At 41.1% G+C, this 20,419-nt stretch carries 15 protein-coding genes and 2 pseudogenes; 2 read left to right on the top strand and 15 right to left on the bottom strand.

Features of this window, described 5'->3' with window-relative positions:
* Nucleotides 1–304: 304 nt before the first annotated feature.
* The 7 genes and pseudogenes from CWB80_RS10110 to CWB80_RS10080 form a co-directional block, all read right to left on the bottom strand.
* Nucleotides 305–898: an acyl carrier protein phosphodiesterase gene (locus CWB80_RS10110; RefSeq protein ID WP_054551921.1), complete on the bottom strand. Its 594-nt coding sequence runs from the start codon at nt 896–898 to the stop codon at nt 305–307.
* 769 nt (nt 899–1,667) lie between these two features.
* Nucleotides 1,668–2,390, bottom strand: a complete 723-nt coding sequence (locus CWB80_RS10105) for a hypothetical protein (RefSeq protein WP_138599864.1) — start codon at nt 2,388–2,390, stop codon at nt 1,668–1,670.
* A gap of 95 nt (nt 2,391–2,485) precedes the next feature.
* A complete protein-coding gene (locus CWB80_RS10100; protein WP_138599863.1) occupies nt 2,486–3,232 on the bottom strand; it encodes a CPBP family intramembrane glutamic endopeptidase in 747 nt (248 codons plus the stop codon).
* A 545-nt stretch (nt 3,233–3,777) separates the two neighbouring features.
* Nucleotides 3,778–4,860 (bottom strand): DUF4785 domain-containing protein, encoded by a 1,083-nt coding sequence (locus CWB80_RS10095; protein ID WP_138599862.1) that lies wholly within the window; start codon nt 4,858–4,860, stop codon nt 3,778–3,780.
* Between the two features lie 9 nt (nt 4,861–4,869).
* A complete protein-coding gene (locus tag CWB80_RS10090; protein WP_054560749.1) occupies nt 4,870–5,736 on the bottom strand; it encodes a hypothetical protein in 867 nt (288 codons plus the stop codon).
* Nucleotides 5,737–5,995: 259 nt separating this feature from the next.
* The gene (locus CWB80_RS10085) at nt 5,996–6,406 is read right to left on the bottom strand and encodes a hypothetical protein (protein ID WP_138599861.1); all 411 of its coding nucleotides are present in this window, start codon (nt 6,404–6,406) and stop codon (nt 5,996–5,998) included.
* Nucleotides 6,403–6,942, bottom strand: a pseudogene (locus CWB80_RS10080) (DUF8812 domain-containing protein); the annotation flags it as partial. The pseudogene CWB80_RS10080 and the gene CWB80_RS10085, both read right to left, overlap by 4 nt.
* A gap of 13 nt (nt 6,943–6,955) precedes the next feature.
* Between CWB80_RS10080 and CWB80_RS23235 the strand changes: the two are divergent.
* Nucleotides 6,956–7,078, top strand: a pseudogene (locus tag CWB80_RS23235) (lipase); the annotation flags it as partial.
* Nucleotides 7,079–7,521: 443 nt separating this feature from the next.
* On the opposite strand, the gene CWB80_RS10075 reads toward CWB80_RS23235, so the two are convergent.
* The 8 genes from CWB80_RS10075 to CWB80_RS10040 all read right to left on the bottom strand — a co-directional run bounded on the left by CWB80_RS10075 (nt 7,522) and on the right by CWB80_RS10040 (nt 19,342).
* Nucleotides 7,522–9,279 (bottom strand): HEAT repeat domain-containing protein, encoded by a 1,758-nt coding sequence (locus CWB80_RS10075; protein ID WP_138599859.1) that lies wholly within the window; start codon nt 9,277–9,279, stop codon nt 7,522–7,524.
* Nucleotides 9,280–9,297: 18 nt separating this feature from the next.
* The gene (locus CWB80_RS10070) at nt 9,298–11,166 is read right to left on the bottom strand and encodes a hypothetical protein (protein WP_138599858.1); all 1,869 of its coding nucleotides are present in this window, start codon (nt 11,164–11,166) and stop codon (nt 9,298–9,300) included.
* Nucleotides 11,167–11,667: 501 nt separating this feature from the next.
* On the bottom strand, nt 11,668–12,672 hold the full coding sequence (locus CWB80_RS10065; protein ID WP_138602376.1) for a leucine-rich repeat domain-containing protein: 1,005 nt from the start codon (nt 12,670–12,672) through the stop codon (nt 11,668–11,670).
* A 322-nt stretch (nt 12,673–12,994) separates the two neighbouring features.
* Entirely contained in the window at nt 12,995–13,648 is a 654-nt protein-coding gene (locus tag CWB80_RS10060; RefSeq protein ID WP_138602374.1) for a hypothetical protein, read from the bottom strand.
* A 299-nt stretch (nt 13,649–13,947) separates the two neighbouring features.
* Entirely contained in the window at nt 13,948–16,839 is a 2,892-nt protein-coding gene (gene gcvP / locus CWB80_RS10055; protein WP_138602372.1) for an aminomethyl-transferring glycine dehydrogenase, read from the bottom strand.
* A 199-nt stretch (nt 16,840–17,038) separates the two neighbouring features.
* The gene (gene gcvH / locus CWB80_RS10050) at nt 17,039–17,428 is read right to left on the bottom strand and encodes a glycine cleavage system protein GcvH (RefSeq protein ID WP_054551324.1); all 390 of its coding nucleotides are present in this window, start codon (nt 17,426–17,428) and stop codon (nt 17,039–17,041) included.
* 51 nt (nt 17,429–17,479) lie between these two features.
* Nucleotides 17,480–18,562: a glycine cleavage system aminomethyltransferase GcvT gene (gcvT, locus tag CWB80_RS10045; RefSeq protein ID WP_138602370.1), complete on the bottom strand. Its 1,083-nt coding sequence runs from the start codon at nt 18,560–18,562 to the stop codon at nt 17,480–17,482.
* 180 nt (nt 18,563–18,742) lie between these two features.
* A complete protein-coding gene (locus CWB80_RS10040) occupies nt 18,743–19,342 on the bottom strand; it encodes a hypothetical protein (RefSeq protein ID WP_138602368.1) in 600 nt (199 codons plus the stop codon).
* Nucleotides 19,343–19,466: 124 nt separating this feature from the next.
* On the opposite strand from CWB80_RS10040, the gene CWB80_RS10035 reads away from it, so the two are divergent.
* Nucleotides 19,467–20,312 carry a LysR family transcriptional regulator gene (locus CWB80_RS10035; protein WP_054551321.1) on the top strand — a complete coding sequence of 282 codons (846 nt, stop codon included), beginning with the start codon at nt 19,467–19,469 and terminating at the stop codon, nt 20,310–20,312.
* Nucleotides 20,313–20,419: the final 107 nt, after the last annotated feature.

Below are 20,419 nucleotides of genomic sequence, written 5' to 3'. Positions count from 1 at the left end.
ATTTAATTATTTCTTGGAAATCATCAGGGACCTGTATTTATGTTAGGGCGACTGTTCATACTATATGTGCAAGGGTACTAGGTGCTAGGTGCTAGGTGCTAGGTGCTAGGTGCTAGGTGCTAGGTGCTAGGTGCTAGCAGCATAGTATTGGTTTTGGATTCGTAAAAAGGGGTTCCCTATCCAATCGACTTTTTTCGGCGTTAAAACGCCTCCTATAACTCGCATCTCGTCCCTCGAAACTCGTATCTTTCCCTTTAACTCGATAACTTGTTGGGTTTCACTCCGTTCTACCCAACCTACCAGCTTAAAGCTTTTGCTTTTCCACACCCATTTGCTTCACATGCTCAACCAGCTCAGGGAAAAACGTTAAAAATACCGCGTCTAATTGTTGGTAGTGGCGGGCTATATCGTCAGCGGCTCCTGCAAAGTTATTAGCAAAGCGAATACGCTTGGCGATGTTATCAAGGGCAAGGCCGACCCCATCGAGTGTTTCATATTCTTTAAACCAATCATTGTTGGTCATACTAGTCACAACTTGCTGCATACGCGAAGGCATCATGGCTTGCCTAGCATTTAAAAGCCCATAACTGTGCTGTTTGAATTCAGCTAATGGTTGGTCATTAAACCGCTGCCAATGCTGAATTAGAAAGTGATCGAACGCTACATCAATGGCGACACTTGCAAAGCGTTTACGTGCTGGCGAAAAGTACTGCTTAGCCTCTTTTACAAGGGGATGTGAGTCAGTAAACCTATCAACCAGATAATGATTTTCAAGTCCATTTTTAACCGTATTGGGTAACTGCGCAGAATACCGACGCCCACCAAAGTCCCCCAGCAAATTACCAAAATGTGAATCAGCCGTCGGTTGTGCTAAATAAAGGTGAGCCAAGTAGTTCAACGCATTCTCTAAAAAAAGTCATTTTATGCATTGTAAAAGAATACATGTGAAAGGGTCTAGGGGCACGAGTTGCGGATTAGCAAGAGTGTAGCGGCGATTTTATATCGCGTAATCCACTGAATACTCACAAAGAGGAAAAGAGACGCTGCGCTTAAGAGGAATTATTAAAAAATTGATGGTTTTGTTGGGTTACTCATTCACTTCTCATTGTCTTCTCTTTGTGCAAAAAATATTGAACCACAGAGAAAACTGTAAATTACGCGGGGTAAATCCGCTGCTACCTGTTCAGCGTTAAAACGCCTCCTACACCTCGCATCTCGCTAACTTTTCAATCTGATAGCTGACGGCTGAAAGCTGATGGCTCCAAACGTTGAGTTTCACCCCGCTCTAACCAACCTACGAGCTAATGAATCAAGCACTGTAGTCGTCATTTATGGCGACACATAATCGCTAACATTGACGGGCTAAAGCCCGACCTACATCTTGCTGCTGTGGTTTAGATAAGCATCGCGCGAAATAAATTTCACGCCTACGGGTATGCATTTCACTGAAACTGCGTGCAGGCTGATCTGACTTATAGCTTAAAGCTCTTTTGTTTTAATCTGACTTCTAACGACTGATATCTAATATCTTCTAACGCCTCCTACACCTCGCATCTCGCTAACTTTTCAATCTGATAGCTGACGGCTGAAAGCTGATGGCTCCAAACGTTGAGTTTCACCCCGCTCTAACCAACCTACCAGCTAATAGCCATACAAATAACTCACCATTATGACTTTAAATTAAATGCCAACATGACAAGAGCCGATATGATCGCAGAAAGAGAAATTAACCGCATAATCAAAATAACTATATTACCTGCACCGCTTGAAGTTGTACTTCTGAATAGTAGCGGGTATTCGTGGAATTTTAAAAGGTACAGCACATCAAAAAGACCTACTCGCATACTATCTAGCGTAACAACATCGCCACTTTTTTGATGAATTTCACAAGCGTGTAAATTGGCCGTTTTTTCGTTCACAATATGACCACTTCTACCGTGAAAAGTATAATTAAAAATGATTTCTTGGATATCGTCCTTAGCGATTTGCATAACTTTTGAAGCTTTACCCTCTATTGCTAACCTATCTATTTCGAGTGAGTCTTTAGATATACTCATAACCCACTTACGACCAAATCCAAATTTGTTATAAATCACAATTCGCTTGATAACAAATACACAAAGATAACAACTCACACAAGTTACAAAAGCAGGTATCGGCTGCATCGTTTCTTGAAGCACTAGGCTCATTACAGCAATAGCGATAGTCATAAAGAAAAATAAAAATTCAGCTCCGCCCGACAGCACAGCTAGGCCCGGTAGCGACGTTAGTTTTGTATTAGAGTCTGCTTGTAAAACTGTCTTTTCATAGAAAGTTGAATATCTAAACCAAACTCGGTCGCTCAGGTTTAAATCTAGGGAGTGCTTCGAAAGTGGCTGATTATAATCCATTATTTAAGTTTCCATTTTTAAAACACAATTTTGCCATTACTTTCCTATTAAGCCAACCTATGTACTTGATAGTATATTTACTTTACCTTCATGTACTAAACTAACTGCCCAACAAAGTTAACCATATTGTGCGCTACAATTGGAAAAACAAGGCTACCAGTACGCTCTCTTAACCACAGCAAAATAAATCCATAACTCCCAGTTAATACGATTCTGAATGCAGACAAATGCCACTCACCATCTATATGCATAACCCCATGAACTAGACCAAATAATAAAACCAAAAGTAACCCTGCAATGTTTATTGGCGAGCCAAAAAAGTTAATGCGCGATGAAACAACAGCCAACGAAAAACAAAATAATAAAACTCCTCTAAACATTGGTTCTTCATCTAACCCAGGAATAAGAGCTTGATAGAGTAGCGTTTCAAAATCGAAATTTGGTCCGTTACCAAGGCTAAGCGTTACAATAATCTGCAACGCAACAAACAGGGTTAAAACAACGAGTGCAGGCTTAATAGAGCCTTCATTTTGTCTAAGAGTAAAACCTGCGTCCTTGATTTTAAAGTCACTTTTAAAAGCTGCTAATAAAGCCAATACCAAAGCCCAAAGTGTAATAGCGACAATTTTACCTGACCAATTCCATTTGAGATCTGTAAAAAGTAAATCTAAGGAAATGAACTCTTTACCTTTGAATAAAGCTAAGAAATAACAAAATAGAATTAACAGAGTAGCAAGCAGCCAAGTTAAGTTTATAGTTACTTTACTGAATGCTTTTAAAATTAAAACGAGTAACAGAACCACGCCTAAATTGGCGAGTATTCCAAAATACATATCTGGCATAACCGTCCTTGGTGAGCATAAAGCTCAAACTTTATTATTGTTTAATTTCTATAATAAACACAAAAACAACCTATTAAACAGATATTTGTTTGAGTTCTAATTCACATTGAGCATATTTTTATTTTCAAAGTATATGAACCACAGAGAGCACCGAGGCACTTCGCGCTACACAGAGAAAAACAGCATTTAAAAATAATATTCACAAAGAGGATAAGAGACGCTGCGCTTAAAAGGAAAAAACAAAATACTCTTTTGGTCTATCTCATTTACTTCTCATTCTTTTCTCTTTGTGAAAAACGAATTGAACCACAGAGAACACCAAGACGATTCGCGCTGTGTAGAGAAAAACTGTAAATTACGCGGGGTAAACCCGCTGCTACCAGTTCTGCGTTGAAACGTCTCGTATCTCGCCCCTCGAAACTCGCTAACTTGGGTATTTAAAATCTGATAGCTGACGGCTGAAAGCTGATAGCTCCTTCCTCTAGCAACTCACTAACTTGTTGGGCTTCGCTCAGCTCCACCCAACATACAATAAGAGCTATCCTTTACTCCCCCGCAAACTTTAACATTCGCGTTTGGTCGGTAAGCTCAATATCCACCAGCTCGAACGGGGCTTTGGCTGCTTGAGTGACCACAAAAGGCATGGTGAAACTATCATAGCTATCAATCTGTTTTGCTACTTCAACCGTTGCCAGTTTGATGCGCTCACCTTTATTACCTTTGCCAGTTAAGGTTGCACGAATAGCATAGCGGCCTGAGTCGGTCACTTGCACCGGTACTTTAGCTTGGTATTTGTTATTGCCAAGCGCAGTTACTTTGGCTTTATCCATACTGATGGTTTGTGAACTATGTACAAACGGCATTTTTATAGAGCGTTTTACCGTTTGGCCATTCACTTTAGTGTCTACACTGGCCTCAAGCTCATAGTAACCATTTGCGGCACCCAAAGTTTCAAGCGGGTAATTAAATACTGCTTCACCATTTTCGTAACGTACATCTAGCTTTTCGCCATCAGGGCTTGAAAGCGTTAACTTCACATCACTATCTTTAAAGCGCTTTTTACCCATACTTAGCTGCATAGCAACACGTTGTTGCTGATCTTTAACTTTAAACTGCGATTTCGCATGTAAAGCATTGCTCGAGCCTTTTTCAATCACGTGCAGCAAGTAGGTGTCGTCGTCGTTAAGGGCTTGGCTTGTTCTTAACATTGCTTTGCCATTTACCTGACCTAGCTTTAGCCCAACACTACCATCGCTAAATCCTGCATTTTCCATTTGCTCACGTGCAACCATGGCTTGCATTGGCATTTGTCTAAAGCTGTCATCTCGCACCGACAGTTTATCTAGCTGTAAGCCATGAGGCTTAAATACTTCGCCACTATCAAAGCGTGCTTTTGGTGCAATGCGAATAAAGTTATCAGCTTGGTTTACAAAGACAGGCACACCACGCTTAAGCTCTTTACCCGAAACTTTCTGCCAATATTCAACACTATCTTTTTCAAGTGTTTGTAGTTGAGCGCTTGATGCTGGTTGAACTTGAGGGAATTGATAAACCGTTTGCTCATTAGCATTTGCGGCTGTGCTTACAAGCACTATTGCAGCTGCAATTGTGGTTAACTTATTAATCATAGCGGGCTCCTAAATTCGGTTTTTAAGCATGTTTGGCAAGCCAAAACAGTTACGTCGACTTTGCTGATGACTTAAAGGCTCACCACCTTGGGTTCGTGATTTATCGGTAAACCACACCACCCCAGCTAACGACTGAGAACTGCAATTTAAAAAGCCATCTGAACAGCTGTCTAACCAGTTTTGCGTTACTTCAAGGCCCACTTGATTTTGATAACCGCCACAATAGCTGTCGCTATCCCATACCGCTGATTCAACATCACTGCCCACCACGGTTTCGAATCGAGACGGTAAACTTGGGCGGTTCGGTGTGCCATACAGCCACTGTGCGTTATACGATTCCATCCAGGATACTTGCTGTTGTTTTACTGCATCGCTGCCGTAACCTAAAAGCCAACCCAAGCTTTGCTCAAACGAATTACCCGCAATAACCGCATCAGCCAACGGCGTGCCACCACTTGAAGGAGCCAGAGCAATGGTACGCGTGACTTTGCTAATAATATTTGGATAACGGCTATCCCATGTTGGGTTAGATAAAATCCAACGCACCACATTGCCACCGTTAGAGTGAGTGATCAGAGTTAAATCTGTGATGTTTTTATTATTGATAAATGTAGTGAGCTGCCCAGCTAAACAGCCAGATGCCGCGTCTGCCCACATGTATTGATCAAAGTCACAATTAATGACCGTGTAATTACTACTATTTGGCAAACCTTGGCGAACTGTGTCGACAAAGCTGCCTGTCCAATAGTCATTATACGCATCGCTTTGCTGGCCTGTACCGTGCACAAATGCGACTCCTTGAGCAGCAAAAGCACTGTGGCTAATACCCGCTGCCAACATTAAAGCTGGCACTAGTGAGAGTGTTTTTATTTTCATGTGTGTTCCTGTTGATTGTCATTTTATCTATCAGGTTGGAGGAGTGACCTCCGACCAAAAACATAGACCAAACAGGTACGAAAGCAAGATTTAATTTACATTAATTTAACTTTTGTGTGTTTTTTAAGTACAAATTATTAGATTTTTACTAGCAAAATGTGCTAGTTGAATATGTAGAATTGCAATACTAGGTAGATTTTAAGGCTAATCATTAGCTAGAAAAGCCCTAGATATTTTACTTTTATTTATAAATCTTTTTTTAATCCATATCTCTAAATTTACACACAGGATCTTTTACTGATTTATTTATAAAGGTAATTTGGCAATCTAAGTAATAACTAAATAGATCTAAAGTCACTGTGAAAGAACTTTCAGAAAAGGCGGGGGTCAAATAGTCGACTCCAACAACATCAGTCCTAACATCAACCGCATTCCCTTGTTGATCGGTAAAAATACATAACTGCTTTTGTTTATCCATTCTGTCCAATTTTAGTGTAATACAAGGTTGAACCTCAGTGTTATAGCGCAAATAAGTAACAGTCTCATTTTTTAACTGACCTTTGATTACCTGAATCGGCTGGATATTGTCAACCTTCTCTAAACTCGATTCCTGAGAACAAGCGAAACTGGTAAAAATAGAAAGGGATAGTGCCATTGTTTTAAAATTCATGGAGAAACCTGCATTGTCGATTGTTTTACCGATAAAGTACTTGCGAACTTACTTCTCATAGCAAACCTCTGATAAGGCACTGAACTCCACTTAGAGCGATCACTGAATATAAGCTTCAAAGCTTTAATATCTCCTTGCGCGAGTGGTTTTTGTAAGAACTTTCTTGTGGCTCCCGAATAGTCGCCTCGATAAGTTAAATCAACAAAAAGTTCCAATAAAGAACTTGGTAATTGACCCCAATCAACAGCTCCATATGCAGCGACAGTATCTGCTTTTTGGCATATTCGCAAAACAACTTTTTCTTTCTCTGCATATGCGATATTAAATAAAGATAGCTGTACATTTGGACTAATTTCATAGTCCAATAAATCGTTCTTAATTATAAAAAGCTCTGCCGCCCTTCCTTTAAGCCTTGAAGCTGAAGCTAATAGGTTTGCTTCTATTAAATTAATACCTGCTTTTACAAGTTGGGCTGAAATAAGGCTAGCAGATTTATCTCCCAGATCATAACCTCTCCCTAGTGTTAAACCCGAATTAGTGCTAGGAACAACTTGTTATGTGTACGGCATTCACAGCAGCAGATTATGGAATGAAAATGCCACCTACACCTACGTTCTCGGCCACTTTGGTTTGCAAACCGATACGTACGTAAAACAAGTGAGTTTGAGTTAGCGAGATGGTAGCAACGATTTTATATCGCGTAGGAATGGTGCTAGGTGCTAACAGCGTAGTGTTAGTTGCGCCTCCCCTATGACTTTTTTCGGCGTTAAAACGCCTCCTACAACTCGCATCTCGCAAACTTTCCCCTTTACTCTTTCTAACTCGCTAACTTTTCAATCTGATAGATCTTATGCTCATCGCGCGAAATAAATTTCACGCCTACGGATGAGCATTTCAATTTAACTATGCGCAGGCATAATCCAATCTAACTTCTGACGACTGGTATCTCTTTTTCGGCGTTAAAACGCCTCCTACAACTCGCATCTCGCTAACTTTTCAATCTGATAGCTGACGGCTGAAAGCTGATAGCTCCTTTACCCTTTCCCCTTGTATCTCGCTAACTTGTTGGGTTTCGCTCCGCTCTACCCAACCTACCAACTTGCTAGCTTATGCTTTTACGAACCATACAGCGCTTTCATCAATTGGCGCAGGTTCTTTTGATTAGTTTCCGTCTTAACCAGTGCTTTTAAACGGCTTTTCACCTCTGGTTTTGACTTCGCTTGTTGACTTAACGCCGATATAGCGGCACTGCGAATATCTTTCGGGTTACTAGCGTCAGCAAAGGCATAAATACTATCGACTTGTTCTGCGTCTAACTCATTATTACCCATTGCCTTTAATATCGCCCCTTGCGCTTTACTATCAGTTTCTTGATTTAGTTGATTACTCAAGTAATTCAAACTGGTTTTACTTGGCATTTTTGCCAGAGCCTCTGCCGCATTTAGGCGTAATCTTGCACTGTCGCCAGCTAAATAATCACCAATAAGCTGTTGATGATCATAGTCTCCACTATTACCCAGAGCGGTGATTAGGGCTGATGCTTTTTGCTCCGTTGCACTAGAGCTCAAAGAATCAGCTAATTTTTGGGTTAACTGAGTTGAAAACTCACTGCCCTGCTGATTTTTTGCAATCGCCCCCATTACCATTAAAGCACTGTGAGCCAGCTTAGAATTTTCTTCATCAAGACCATATGACATTGAATACTCAAAAATCGCCTCAACCTGTAAGTCAGTTAACGGCTTTTCACTGTATTTTAGTGCCATTAAACTTCTAAAGCGCTGATTTGGTGAAAATAAACCAGGCTCAACAAATACCTCTGTCAGTAATTGTTTTGAATTAACTGAGTCATGCTTACCTAGGTACATAAACAATTTACTTTCCAAAGGATCTGCAATTGATTTAGTTGATATAAGCTCTTTTAAGCTCAGCAAATACTGATCGTTATCATAAAGAAATTGCAAAAGCGTTTTTCGGTCTCCCTCTAGCCAATCCATACTTTTTAAAGCAGTGATAAACGCTTCAGTATTTTTTAATGGTTGAGGCGGCGCTTTAGGGTAAACCCAATCTGTGCTTAAATTTTTCCATTGATTAGGGTCTTCGGGTAATTGTAGTAACCTTGCATCATCGGGTATCGATTGATTTGAACGATTTAAACTTAACGTTTGCAGTACTTCAATATTCATATTTCCATCACTACTACTGACTTGAATATGACTATTTCCGAGGGTTTTTGTTAACCAGCACTTATCGTTTTCAAAGATAAACTCATCACTAATAATGTTCGCCGTTTCCAACTGCATTAGCTTTTTCGCAGCGTTAGTACTTTGCCTAGTGTCAGTTGGTTCTAAGTAACTGAGTTTATTTCGCTTTAGTTTATTATCAGCTAACACTGTGTAGAGTGATTTGTACTGACCGATATCATCTCGCTCTTTAACCCAATACTTATCCCCCTGTAAATTTTCAGGGGGTTTTGCACGGTGAAAGGCACGGTATAAAGCAATCAGCTTTTGTTGATCAGCCGCTTTTAATTTAGCGTTAAACCGATAATCTAAAACTTCACCTGAGTTATTGCTAACTTTCACAGCAAAAGGGACAGCATACTCATTGCTGGTACTCACTGTTTTATTCAACTTTGCTTGAGCTTGGTATAGCTCAAAACCCAACCAGTGAAATTTTTCTGCAACTAACAAAGGCCGATAAATTAACCGCCCTTGCAAGTCAAACTGGCTTTTTGAGGGGCTATTCATCGAAACAATATTCGTATCAGCTTTTGATTGAAGTTCACCCCAAACAGTACAATGAGGCACTGCATAAGCAGCCGAAGCATAGCCTAATAAAGTGCCAAATAATAAACTCAGTTTAATTAAACGCATTATACCTATGCCTTCATACTAATAATTTAAGGTTGCTGATTCGTCTAAAATTGTCCAGCTTTTATCGTACAAGGTACTAGTATCGTAGATAGTTTGAGTTTTGGTTTTTGTCTTAACCGTGCAACACCACTTGTATTTAGGGTATTTCACATAAACATAAAATTCGCCGGAAATAGCCTCAATATCATTCGTTACATCAATCCCTAAGGTGATTTTAGAATCAGTGATAGCTTTAGCTAAATCTGCATAAAGTGTGGCATTAAATGTATCTGCAATAATCAAAAAGTCTATACCAACACCGCCACTTGCAATACCTAAGTTTATTTCTGCAGTGGCATACGCATCCATGCTGGCAGTAACAATATCTCCCCCTAAGTCAATTCGGCTATTGCTGTAAGCTAAACCAACCCCTAAATCCAAGCTGCCACTGACACCAGCCTCAACGGTCACCGGAACAATTACAATGGTGAACGTCGTTTCAACCACTTTTTGCTCTTCGCTCCAGCTATATCCTAAAGACTTGTCTAAGGCCGTTAACGTGTCGCCCTCGTCAATTAATGTGTCACCCAGCACACTAAAGTTTGCTGCATAAGTAATCTCACCATCACTTACATTTGCACTCGCTTCAGCACTGGCACTAACCAAACTCGCTGATTTATCAAAGAGGTAAAGATCTAAATCTGCTTCTACTAGCCCCTCGGCTGAACCACCATTACTAGAAGAAACATTCATATAGCTATAAAAAGAAGGGCTGATTGCCACAGCGTCACTGTCACCATAGGTAGCACTCCAACTGCCAACTTTGGCTAACGTTGTTGCTGATGAAGCTGTAGTCTGCATCGCTGATGCTGACGCTATTGTTGTTTTATTACTATTTAGCTCTACCGATTCTGCAGTACTCACTTCATCATGATAAAGTGCATAAGGTACTTCAACGGTAATACTATTATTGTCACTGTGAGCTTCAATTTCATCAGAGTTGTCGTGGAAGGTAAATGTCATGCTAAAACTGTTTTCACCACCATCGTGATCAAAATCATCGTGTATCGCTTTTAGCAATACGCCATTTACTGCAACATCCCAAGGAAAGTAATGAGATTGCTCATGATCAGGAAACTTAATACGCATAGTCTCCATATAAGATTGCGCTTGCTCATTCCATAAGTGAGCATGATAAGTCGTTTCGCCGATGGTTATCGTTGCACTGATGTCAGCCTCGTTGACTGAATTACCAAATTTGGTGGCATTAATAAAACCTATTAAATCAGGTACTTTCTGTGTTGGTTCACCAGTACCTGTGGTATCTCTTTTACCCGGGCCAGGAAAAATAGCAAAGCCGTCGCCTACTTTAAGTTTATCTAAAACAAAATCATGGTAATGACCATCGCTAATGGTTACTGAGCTGTAGGTTGTTTCGTCACCAGACTCAATGCCACGGGATTTATTATCTGTAACATCAACTTCACTTGAGATCACACCACTTGTGTCAACAAAAGCGGCAATGACAAATTCACCCGCAGCGAGATCTTCATTTGGCAAAATTAGTGTTGCCGTATGATTTTGCTCGCCTTCTTGTAACTGCTCAATATAAAACTCACCCAAATCGTAGCCATCTGGCTCATCTTCAGTTTCGAGCTCAGCCACTTTACTTTTTTCAATTAAAATAAATGAAACACCAACATGTTCATTCGTTAATAAGGTTGTTTCGGTACTGAAATCAACAGTGATCTGTTGTCCTGGTTGATAAACGTCATCAGAGACTGGGCTCATAGATTTCAACGCTACATTAGCAACAGCTTCTTGTTCGGTAGAGTCATCATCAGAACACCCAACTATTGAAAGTAGGGATAAAGCCAACACAGCACTAATCCTTTTACACTGATTCATATCACGATTCCTAATTATTGATTGTAATTTCGACAAACTATTAATTAATAAAACTCATACTTCTACTCAAAGTCCGACAGACTTATTTTCGAAATGGTTAAGCTTTAACCCACCCAAATTGGGGTACAAAAGGTTCATATTTCAAAGGGTAAATCACAATAATGGATGAATTATGGAGGGATAAAAAAATTTAATAGGTGCGAGAGACGAGGAAGGAGATAATAGATATCAGTCGTTAGAAGTCAGATTAGATTGTGCCTACACATACTTAAATTAGAATGCTCATCCGTAGGCGTGAAATTTATTTCGCGCGAAATATATTTCACACCTACGGTATCGGGATTAGCCATAGCAATGTACAGGCACAATCTAACCTAAACCTTATGGCTTAAAGCTCTTTTGTTTTAATCTGATAGGTGACGGCTGAAAGCTGATAGCTCCTTTCCCCTTTCCCCTCGCTAACTTATCGAGTTTCGCTGTGCTCTGCCCAACACGCTGTTATTAATACCCTTCAAACCTTGTTGCACAACCTATGCCTATGCACTCAACACGGCTGTCGAGTTCTAACAGCTCTAAATTATAGCTTTTGCTAACATCTACCTTTTGTAGTGGGTTATTAAAAAGGCTGATATCTACTAAATTTGCATGTTCACGTAAATCAATGTTTTTTAATTTGTTATTCGACAAAAAGAGCACTTGGAGCATGGGGTTTGCTGTTAAATCGATAGTGCTTAAGCGATTATTACTGGCGTAAAGTGCAGTTAACTTTTTATTATGGCTTATGTCTAAAGCGCTAAGCTGGTTGGCATCTAGGTTTAGTTCGCTGAGCATCTTGAACTTGCTTAAATCTATGTTTTTTAACTGATTATTTGCAAGCTCAAGGTTACGAATACCACTCGGTATATTTACTTTTGTGAGCTTATTGCCCGACAGGTTAAGTTGATATAGTTCAGAATTAACAAGCGTCAATTCACCTGTCAGCTTATTATCATTAAGATCAAGCCATGTAAGTTTACTGTTAGTGCTTACATCAAGCTTTGAAAGCTTATTACCACTCAGCATTAAAGTCTCTAACTCTTCGTTGTTACTTACATCAATACTCGTAAGGCTATTTTGGCTTAAATTAACATGGAAAAGCTGGCTGTTGTGGCTTATGTCGATTTCGGTCAGCTGGTTTGGCACTTTCTTATCGGCAGGTCTACTTGTAATGCCACCAATTTCACCAACTATGAAGCTATCCCCTTCATTACTGAGGATGAGTTTTGTTAAGTTACTAAAATGCTCAAGCCCTTTGGCTGAGGTAATACCGCGATCTCTGCAATGTATTTTTGTCACCTCACCCACAGTTTTATAGCCACTTTCTTGTAAACACGTTAAGAAATTAGCATCTGCAACCACGGCCTCTATTGGTGTATCGTCATTAGCCGAAGCACCAGCAACCCCAAGATTTAACACAAGCAAACAGGCCAAAGCCCTTTTAATGCGCACAAAGTTCCCTTTTAACATTCTTTCACCTTAAATTTTCAACAACATAATCAGGTGGTTAAGTAAGAGGTTTCACCACCCAACAACAAAGCATGCATAATACAGGTTATTTGATGTTTGTACCCATATAAATACAAATATTCTTCCGAAGTTGTTTTTTAATGGGTTCGCGCGAAATAAATTTCACGCCTACAGTGCTAGGTGCTAACAGCAAAGTGTTGGTTGTGGGTTGGTAAAGGGGTTAGGTAAAAAGAAAAACCTGACCCTATGTTTTTATTAGGATGTAAAAAAAAAAGGCCCTCGAAAACATTCTTTTTTACTCACCTTAGTTGAGTAACAACACTTAAGAATTTTCAACCTCTCTTCTATCTTTTCCAAAATTAAACGCTATTCTGAACTGCATACCTATAAACGTTTCTTTATACAAATGTTTACCAATATTATCGGTATCATTAGTTCTTTGTAAAAGTCTATCATCTCTAAAATTAGTAAAGAGTGGAGTGCTTATTAACCCATCTATTTTTTGATAATTCAAATCTTCCTCATTGGCATAAGTACCAATACATGTTTCGACATACAATTTTAAATCATCTAAAAAGGAAGTTTGAACTATATCAATACACTGCCTAAGCTCCCGTTCTGATATTTTTTCATATATGTATGCAATAAAGAAGTTTGCTATGAATTCAGACTTATCAATATCCGTTATGGATTCAATACAGAATAATATTTTGTCTGTAACTCTTTCCAAATCATCTTGGTTTAAGTATTTTATTTTTCTCGATAATTCATCTTTTTCCTTTTTACTAACTTCATCGATAGCTTCAAAAAAACGCATTATTTTAGATGCAAACATTCTATCTCGAATAGAATCACTTAAATTCCATACTTTAATCAACGTACTTACATAAGGTATATCTTTAGCTATGCCTGTCAGTAATTGACTTTTAAATGCGGCTTCGGTCAGGTCTGCTGCTATTTCAAAACCCTTTTTCATACCATTTCCTTATTAATTTAACTCAACTGTACCAACGGATTAGTTAATCCATTGGTACAGTTAAGCACAAAGAGTAAGAACTTGCTTTTTGACTTTTATCTTACTTACTCGAGCGAAATAAATTTCACGCCTACTGTTTCGCGGTTAACCACAACCATGTGCAGGCAAATTCTAACTTCAAACTTATAGCTTAAAGCTTTAAGCTCTATTGTTTTAATCTGTCAGCTGATAGCTGTTTTCCAACAAAAAAGCCGTTGCATTGCTGCAACGGCTTTTTGGCATTTGAATTTAATCAAACCTTAGTCACGATATGTCTCAACCGCAGGGCATGAACAAACTAGGTTACGGTCGCCGTATACGTCATCGATACGGGTTACTGTAGGCCAGAATTTGTCTTTTGCTACGCTTGGTACTGGGAATGCTGCGTAGAAACGGTCGTATGCACGGTCCCACTCATTGCCTAGTACGTCTGCTTGTGTGTGCGGTGCAAACACTAGCGGGTTGTTTTCAATTGACCATTCGCCAGATGCGATACGGTCGATTTCTGACTTGATTGACACCATTGCTTCGATGAAACGGTCGATCTCAACTTTAGACTCAGACTCAGTTGGCTCAATCATTAGTGTGCCAGCTACTGGGAATGACATAGTTGGTGAATGGAAACCATAGTCTTGTAGACGTTTAGCTACGTCCATTTCTGTTACGCCTGTTTGCTCTTTGATTGGGCGTAGGTCAACAATACACTCGTGTGCAACACGGTTGTTACGGCCACGGTATAAAATTGGGTAGTGCTCGCTTAGCTTCTCAGATAAGTAGTTAGCGTTCACGATAGCCATTTCTGTTGCTTGTTTTAAGCCTTCAGAGCCCATCATAGCAATGTATGCCCACGAGATTGGTAAAATAGCTGCTGAGCCGTAAGGAGCAGCAGAAACCGCACCGTTACCGATGTTTGTGCCAGCAACATTAATTACGCTGTGGTTAGGCATAAATGGCGCTAGGTGAGATTTAACACCGATAGGGCCAACACCTGGACCACCACCACCGTGTGGAATACAGAATGTTTTGTGTAGGTTAAGGTGCGATACGTCAGAACCGATTGAACCTGGGCTTGTAACACCTACTTGCGCGTTCATGTTTGCGCCGTCCATGTACACTTGACCGCCGTGCTGGTGCACGATGTCACAGATTTCACGAATTGTTTCTTCGTAAACACCGTGTGTAGATGGGTATGTGATCATGATACAAGATAGGTTTTCAGATACCTCTTCGGCTTTCGCTTTAAGGTCTGCCATATCAACGTTACCGTTTTTATCACAGTCAACAACCACGATTTTCATGCTTGCCATTTGTGCAGACGCTGGGTTTGTACCGTGCGCTGAACTTGGGATCAAACATACGTTACGGTGACCTTCACCGCGTGACTCATGGTATTTACGAATCGCGATTAAGCCTGCGTATTCACCTTGTGCACCTGAGTTTGGTTGTAGTGAAACTGCATCGTAACCTGTGATGTTTACTAACCAATCATGTAACTCTGTCATCATGATTTGGTAACCCGCTGCCTGATCAAGTGGGCAGAATGGGTGTAAATTTGCAAACTCAGGCCAAGTGATTGGGATCATCTCAGCTGTCGCATTAAGCTTCATTGTACATGAACCTAATGAGATCATTGAGTGGTTAAGCGCTAAGTCTTTGTTCTCTAGGCGCTTGATGTAACGCAACATTTCAGTCTCGCTGTGGTACGAGTTGAAGTTAGGGTGCGTTAAAATTTCGTCATCGCGTACTAGACTTGCAGGAATTGAGTTGCTGCCATTTACTTCGATTTCGTTTGCAAGTGCATCAACGCTTAGGCCGTGATCTTCACCTAAGATGATGTCGAATAACTCAGCTACGTCTGCACGAGTTGTTGTTTCTGATACAGAAATTGAGTATTCACCTGCGCGGTTAGACGCAAAGTTAACACCGTGCTCTACTGCACGTGCAACGATTTCGTCTTTGTTATCTGCAACAACAGTCAGTGTATCGAACCATGTGTCGTGCTTAAGGTTTACACCTTTCGCTTTTAAGCCTGCTGCTAAGATGTCAGCAAAACGGTGGATACGCTCAGCGATAGTTTTAAGGCCTTGTGGACCGTGGTAAACCGCGTAGAACGCTGCCATGTTCGCTAGTAATACTTGCGCTGTACAGATGTTTGAGTTGGCTTTTTCACGACGAATGTGTTGTTCACGTGTTTGCATAGCCATACGTAGTGCGTCGTTACCTAAACGGTCTTTAGAAACACCGATAATACGACCTGGTAGTGAACGCTTATACTTGTCGCGTGTTGCGAAGAATGCAGCGTGTGGACCACCGTAACCCATAGGTACACCAAAACGCTGTGCTGAACCAAGTACTACGTCTGCACCTAGTTTACCTGGTGCTTTGAGCATTAATAAGCTCATGATGTCTGCAGCAACACAGGCAATTGCTTTTTTGTCTTGTACTTGTGCGATTAGGTCAGTTACCTCAGTGATTTCACCGGTTGTTGATGGGTATTGGAATAATGCACCAAAAATCTCATGATTAGCCGCTTCGCTTGCAGGACCAACAACAACTTCAAAACCAAACTGGTCTGCACGTGTAGCAACAACGTCGATAGTTTGCGTGTGTACGTCATCAGCAATGAAGAAGATGTTAGCTTTTTTAGCTTTAGCAACACGCTTTGCAAGGCCCATTGCTTCTGCAGCAGCCGTTGACTCGTCAAGTAATGACGCGCTTGCTAAATCAAGACCAGTTAGGTCTAGGGTCATAGTCTGGAAGTTTAATAATGATTCTAAACGACCTTGTGCAATCTCTGGTTGGTATGGTGTATACGCAGTGTACCAGCCTGGGTTCTCAAGTACGTTACGTAAAATTACGTGTGGTACGTGAGTTGGGTGGTAGCCTTGACCGATGTATGATTTGAACACTTTATTTTTGCTTGCTACTGATTTTAAGTAGCTTAGTGTTTCAACTTCAGTGCGGCTTTCGCCAATTGATAAACCTTGCTCTAAGCGAATGCTTGCAGGTACCGTTTGACCGATCAGCTCTTCAACACTCGATACTCCAAGAGCGCTCAGCATGTCGCTTACTTGCGCTGGGCTTGGCCCAATGTGACGGCGAATAAAATCTTGCTTTTGCTCTAATTGTTCAAGAGATTTGGCGTTTGACATTTGTCCAGATTCCTATGATCCAAAAAAAAGTGGTTACTGCCAATGGGTAACTGGCAATAACTTAAAAACAGGTTGATTCAGTAACTTACAGCGTATGGAAAAGTAAGCTATAAAATCATAAAAGCCCCTGTGAAACCCAAGCTACGCATTTAATTAGCTGGGGATCTAGACGGGGCTTTTAGTCGGCGTGACTAATTTATTAGTCTTCGTCGATTGTGTTAGCGTAGCCTTCAGCGTCTAACAGGTTATCAAGCTCTGACGTGTCAGATGCTTTGATACGGAATAACCAACCGTCAGTGTACGGGTCGTTATTTACTGTTTCAGGCGAATCTTCAAGCTCTTCGTTGATTGCAACGATTTCACCGCCGATTGGTGCGTAGATGTCTGATGCTGCTTTTACAGACTCAGCTACTGCGCAGTCTTCACCCGCGTCAACTTCATCACCAACTTCTGGTAATTCAACGAATACCATGTCGCCAAGAAGTTCTTGTGCGTGCTCAGTGATACCTACAGTAAACGTACCGTCACCTTCGTCGCGAACCCACTCGTGTGAAGTAGCATATTTTAATTCGCTTGGGATATTGCTCATCTTTTTGTTCCTTTGGTTTATATTGGGTGATAACACCAAATTTTTTATAGTTTAGATAACTGATTTGCCGTTACGTACAAAGCAAGGTTTAACAACCTTAACGTTAACCAGTTTTTTACGCATCTCTACTTGGGCTGTTTCGCCAGTTGAACGCGGAACGCGTGCTAGCGCAACACTGTGACCAAGGGTTGGTGAGAATGTACCAGAGGTAATCACCCCTTCACCACCTTCTACGATGACTTTTAAACCGCTACGCAATACGCCTTTTTCTTCAAGCACTAAACCAACTAGTTTGTCTGTGCTCTTGTCAGCGCGTTGCTGTTCTAATACTTCACGACCGATAAACTTACGATCTTCTGGCTCCCATGCGATTGTCCACGCCATGTTTGCAGCAAGTGGAGAAACACTTTCGTCCATATCTAGGCCGTAAAGGTTCATACCCGCTTCAAGACGTAACGTATCACGCGCACCTAGACCCGCTGGCGCTACGCCTGCGTCTAGAAGTTGTTGCCATAAATCAGCAGCTTGATCGTTAGGTACTACGATTTCATAACCATCTTCGCCAGTATAGCCTGTTGTCGCAATAAATAAATCACCTGCTTGCACACCAAAGAAAGGCTTCATACCTTCAACAGCAGCTTGTTGCTCTGCGTTAAGTACTGTTGCTGTTTTAGCACGTGCGTTAGGGCCTTGAACGGCAATCATTGCAAACTCAGGACGCTCAGTAACCGTTACGGCGAAATCAGCCGAAACTTTAGCTAAATGCGCTAAATCTTTTTCACGTGTTGCTGAGTTAACTACTAAACGGTAGTTCGTTTCTGAGAAGAAGTAGATGATTAGGTCGTCGATTACGCCGCCTTCTTCGTTAAGCATACCTGTGTAAAGTGCTTTACCCGGTACAGTTAACTTAGCAACGTCGTTTGCAACTAGCTTACGTAAGAACGCTTGTGCTTGCTCGCCTTGAATATCGACAATAGTCATGTGAGATACGTCAAACATACCTGCATCTGTGCGAACCGCATTATGCTCTTCGATTTGTGAGCCGTAGTTGATTGGCATTTCCCAGCCGTGGAAATCAACCATTTTTGCGCCAGCTCCAAGGTGCTTAGCATGTAAAACTGTTTTAGAAGTCATAATATTCCTTCACTTTTAAATTTACCCACAAGTTGTGGGGCGTGGCCTCAATTTAATGAGGGGGAATAACATGGGCGGCGATTATACATTAGTTGCACAGTTGTCACACCCAAATTGCGATTTTGTAACTAAAAAACAGCTAAACACCCAAGTGCGTAGCTGTTTTAAAAATTTTATCTTTTAAGCAACGTTGGCTAAGGCTAAATCAAAGCCGAGCTGCTGTAAGTGCGTTTGCCATTTATCAAGTTCTGCTTGGCGCGCCACCAGCTGAAATTGCTGTGTTGCTTGGTTATCTATGGCGGTAATAAATACCTCACCGCTTTGTGCACCATAGCAGCTGCGCATGTCTGATAAACGCAGCCCCGGCGTTAGCTTAAAGCTGTCGACCAAGGCATCAAACGCTTGCTCACCACTTAGGGTTAGTGCGCTTAAATCGTCACGCATTACATAATCAATGTCGTAACGTAGTTGTTGCTCACTAATAAGCGACTGTAATTGCACGCTGGCATCTTTACCTAGCACAAAACGAAATGCAGTTTCGTTAAAGTAATACAGGGCATAAGCGTAGCTGCTTGTTAGGTCATCGTCTAATGAACTACGTAAGCCTAAACCGCAGGCGGTTAGCTTATTAATATCAAGACCTAAAATAGCCGTTAAAAATGGGATTGCTTCAGTGCCACTAAAATCCATAATGGCAGTATCGCTATTAGCTTGTAGCACGTTGTCTGCTGGGGTCTCAGCTTGGCTGTGGCGAGCAAACATTATTGGCGTAAAAGTCATATGTGACACCTATCAATCATTAATGGCTGAAGTATATTGCGCCGTGCTAGCAACAACAAATTGTAATTATTTATCAATTGATAAATAATGCTTATATATACAGCCCTATAAATAGAATTTTTTAATGAAAAACATTTCTACCGATAGTTTACGTACTTTAGTCACTGTTGTTGAAGTTGGCGGGTTTGCCAAAGCGGGTGAATTATTAGGGCTATCGCAACCGGCTGTGAGCTTACAAATAAAGCGCCTTGAAGACATGCTGGGCCATAAGCTGTTTAAAAAGCAAGGCCAGCGCCAAGTGCTTAATCAATATGGCGAATTGCTTATGCCATTAGCAAAGCAAATGCTGCAACAAAACGATGCCATTTTGCAGCAGTTCACCAGCGAAAACGTGACCGGTAAAGTGCGCTTGGGGATCCCCAGTGAATTTGCTGCACGTATTTTACCGTCGATCATTGGTGACTTCGTGGCCCTATACCCTGACGTATCGCTCGAAGTGCGTTCTCGTTTGAGTAAACATTTATTGTCGGTCTCGCGCCAAGATCAATTCGATTTAGTACTGGCATTAAACGAAGAGCTAGAGTCAGCTAAGTTCCCTATTTTTATGCAAGACCAACTAGTATGGGTGGGCGATTTAAACCTTGCACAGAACGATGTGGTCACGCTTGTAACCGCCCCTGAGGGATGTATATATCGCCGCCGCGCAATCGAGGCGCTACAAAGTGCGGGTATTAAATACCGCATTGCCTACAGTAATGCCGACTTAACAGGCCTAACTGCGGCGTTAAAAGAAGGCTTAGGCATTACAGTGCTTGCAAAAAGCACCGTACCGAATGAACTTAATTACCAAATACAAACCAAAGACCTCCCCGAGCTTGGTCAAATCGGTATTAGTTTAATTAAACGCACCGACGACCCCGGCACCGCCGTAGATAAACTCGCCGAATTCATCGCCCTACGTTTGACGTAGGTTTGAGTTGCGAGTTAGCAAGTTAGCAAGTTAGCAAGTTAGCAAGTTAGCAAGATTGTAGCAGCGATTTTATATCGCGTAGGAATGGTGCTAGGGGCTAGGGGCTA

It is taken from the genome of Pseudoalteromonas sp. S1650 (assembly GCF_005887195.1).
GTDB classification, from domain to species: Bacteria; Pseudomonadota; Gammaproteobacteria; order Enterobacterales; family Alteromonadaceae; genus Pseudoalteromonas; species Pseudoalteromonas simplex.
This window is presented reverse-complemented; position numbering and strand designations above follow the sequence as displayed.

What these genes read in the sequence shown, in the direction of transcription:
- CWB80_RS10040 (WP_138602368.1), bottom strand. Translation starts at nt 19,342, where the DNA reads ATGACTTTTACGCCAATAATGTTTGCTCGCCACAGCCAAGCTGAGACC.
- CWB80_RS10070 (WP_138599858.1), bottom strand. Translation starts at nt 11,166, where the DNA reads ATGAATCAGTGTAAAAGGATTAGTGCTGTGTTGGCTTTATCCCTACTT.
- CWB80_RS10065 (WP_138602376.1), bottom strand. Translation starts at nt 12,672, where the DNA reads ATGTTAAAAGGGAACTTTGTGCGCATTAAAAGGGCTTTGGCCTGTTTG.
- CWB80_RS10060 (WP_138602374.1), bottom strand. Translation starts at nt 13,648, where the DNA reads ATGAAAAAGGGTTTTGAAATAGCAGCAGACCTGACCGAAGCCGCATTT.
- CWB80_RS10035 (WP_054551321.1), top strand. Translation starts at nt 19,467, where the DNA reads ATGAAAAACATTTCTACCGATAGTTTACGTACTTTAGTCACTGTTGTT.
- gcvP (WP_138602372.1), bottom strand. Translation starts at nt 16,839, where the DNA reads ATGTCAAACGCCAAATCTCTTGAACAATTAGAGCAAAAGCAAGATTTT.
- gcvH (WP_054551324.1), bottom strand. Translation starts at nt 17,428, where the DNA reads ATGAGCAATATCCCAAGCGAATTAAAATATGCTACTTCACACGAGTGG.
- CWB80_RS10100 (WP_138599863.1), bottom strand. Translation starts at nt 3,232, where the DNA reads ATGCCAGATATGTATTTTGGAATACTCGCCAATTTAGGCGTGGTTCTG.
- CWB80_RS10085 (WP_138599861.1), bottom strand. Translation starts at nt 6,406, where the DNA reads ATGAATTTTAAAACAATGGCACTATCCCTTTCTATTTTTACCAGTTTC.
- CWB80_RS10105 (WP_138599864.1), bottom strand. Translation starts at nt 2,390, where the DNA reads ATGGATTATAATCAGCCACTTTCGAAGCACTCCCTAGATTTAAACCTG.
- CWB80_RS10090 (WP_054560749.1), bottom strand. Translation starts at nt 5,736, where the DNA reads ATGAAAATAAAAACACTCTCACTAGTGCCAGCTTTAATGTTGGCAGCG.
- CWB80_RS10075 (WP_138599859.1), bottom strand. Translation starts at nt 9,279, where the DNA reads ATGCGTTTAATTAAACTGAGTTTATTATTTGGCACTTTATTAGGCTAT.
- CWB80_RS10095 (WP_138599862.1), bottom strand. Translation starts at nt 4,860, where the DNA reads ATGATTAATAAGTTAACCACAATTGCAGCTGCAATAGTGCTTGTAAGC.
- gcvT (WP_138602370.1), bottom strand. Translation starts at nt 18,562, where the DNA reads ATGACTTCTAAAACAGTTTTACATGCTAAGCACCTTGGAGCTGGCGCA.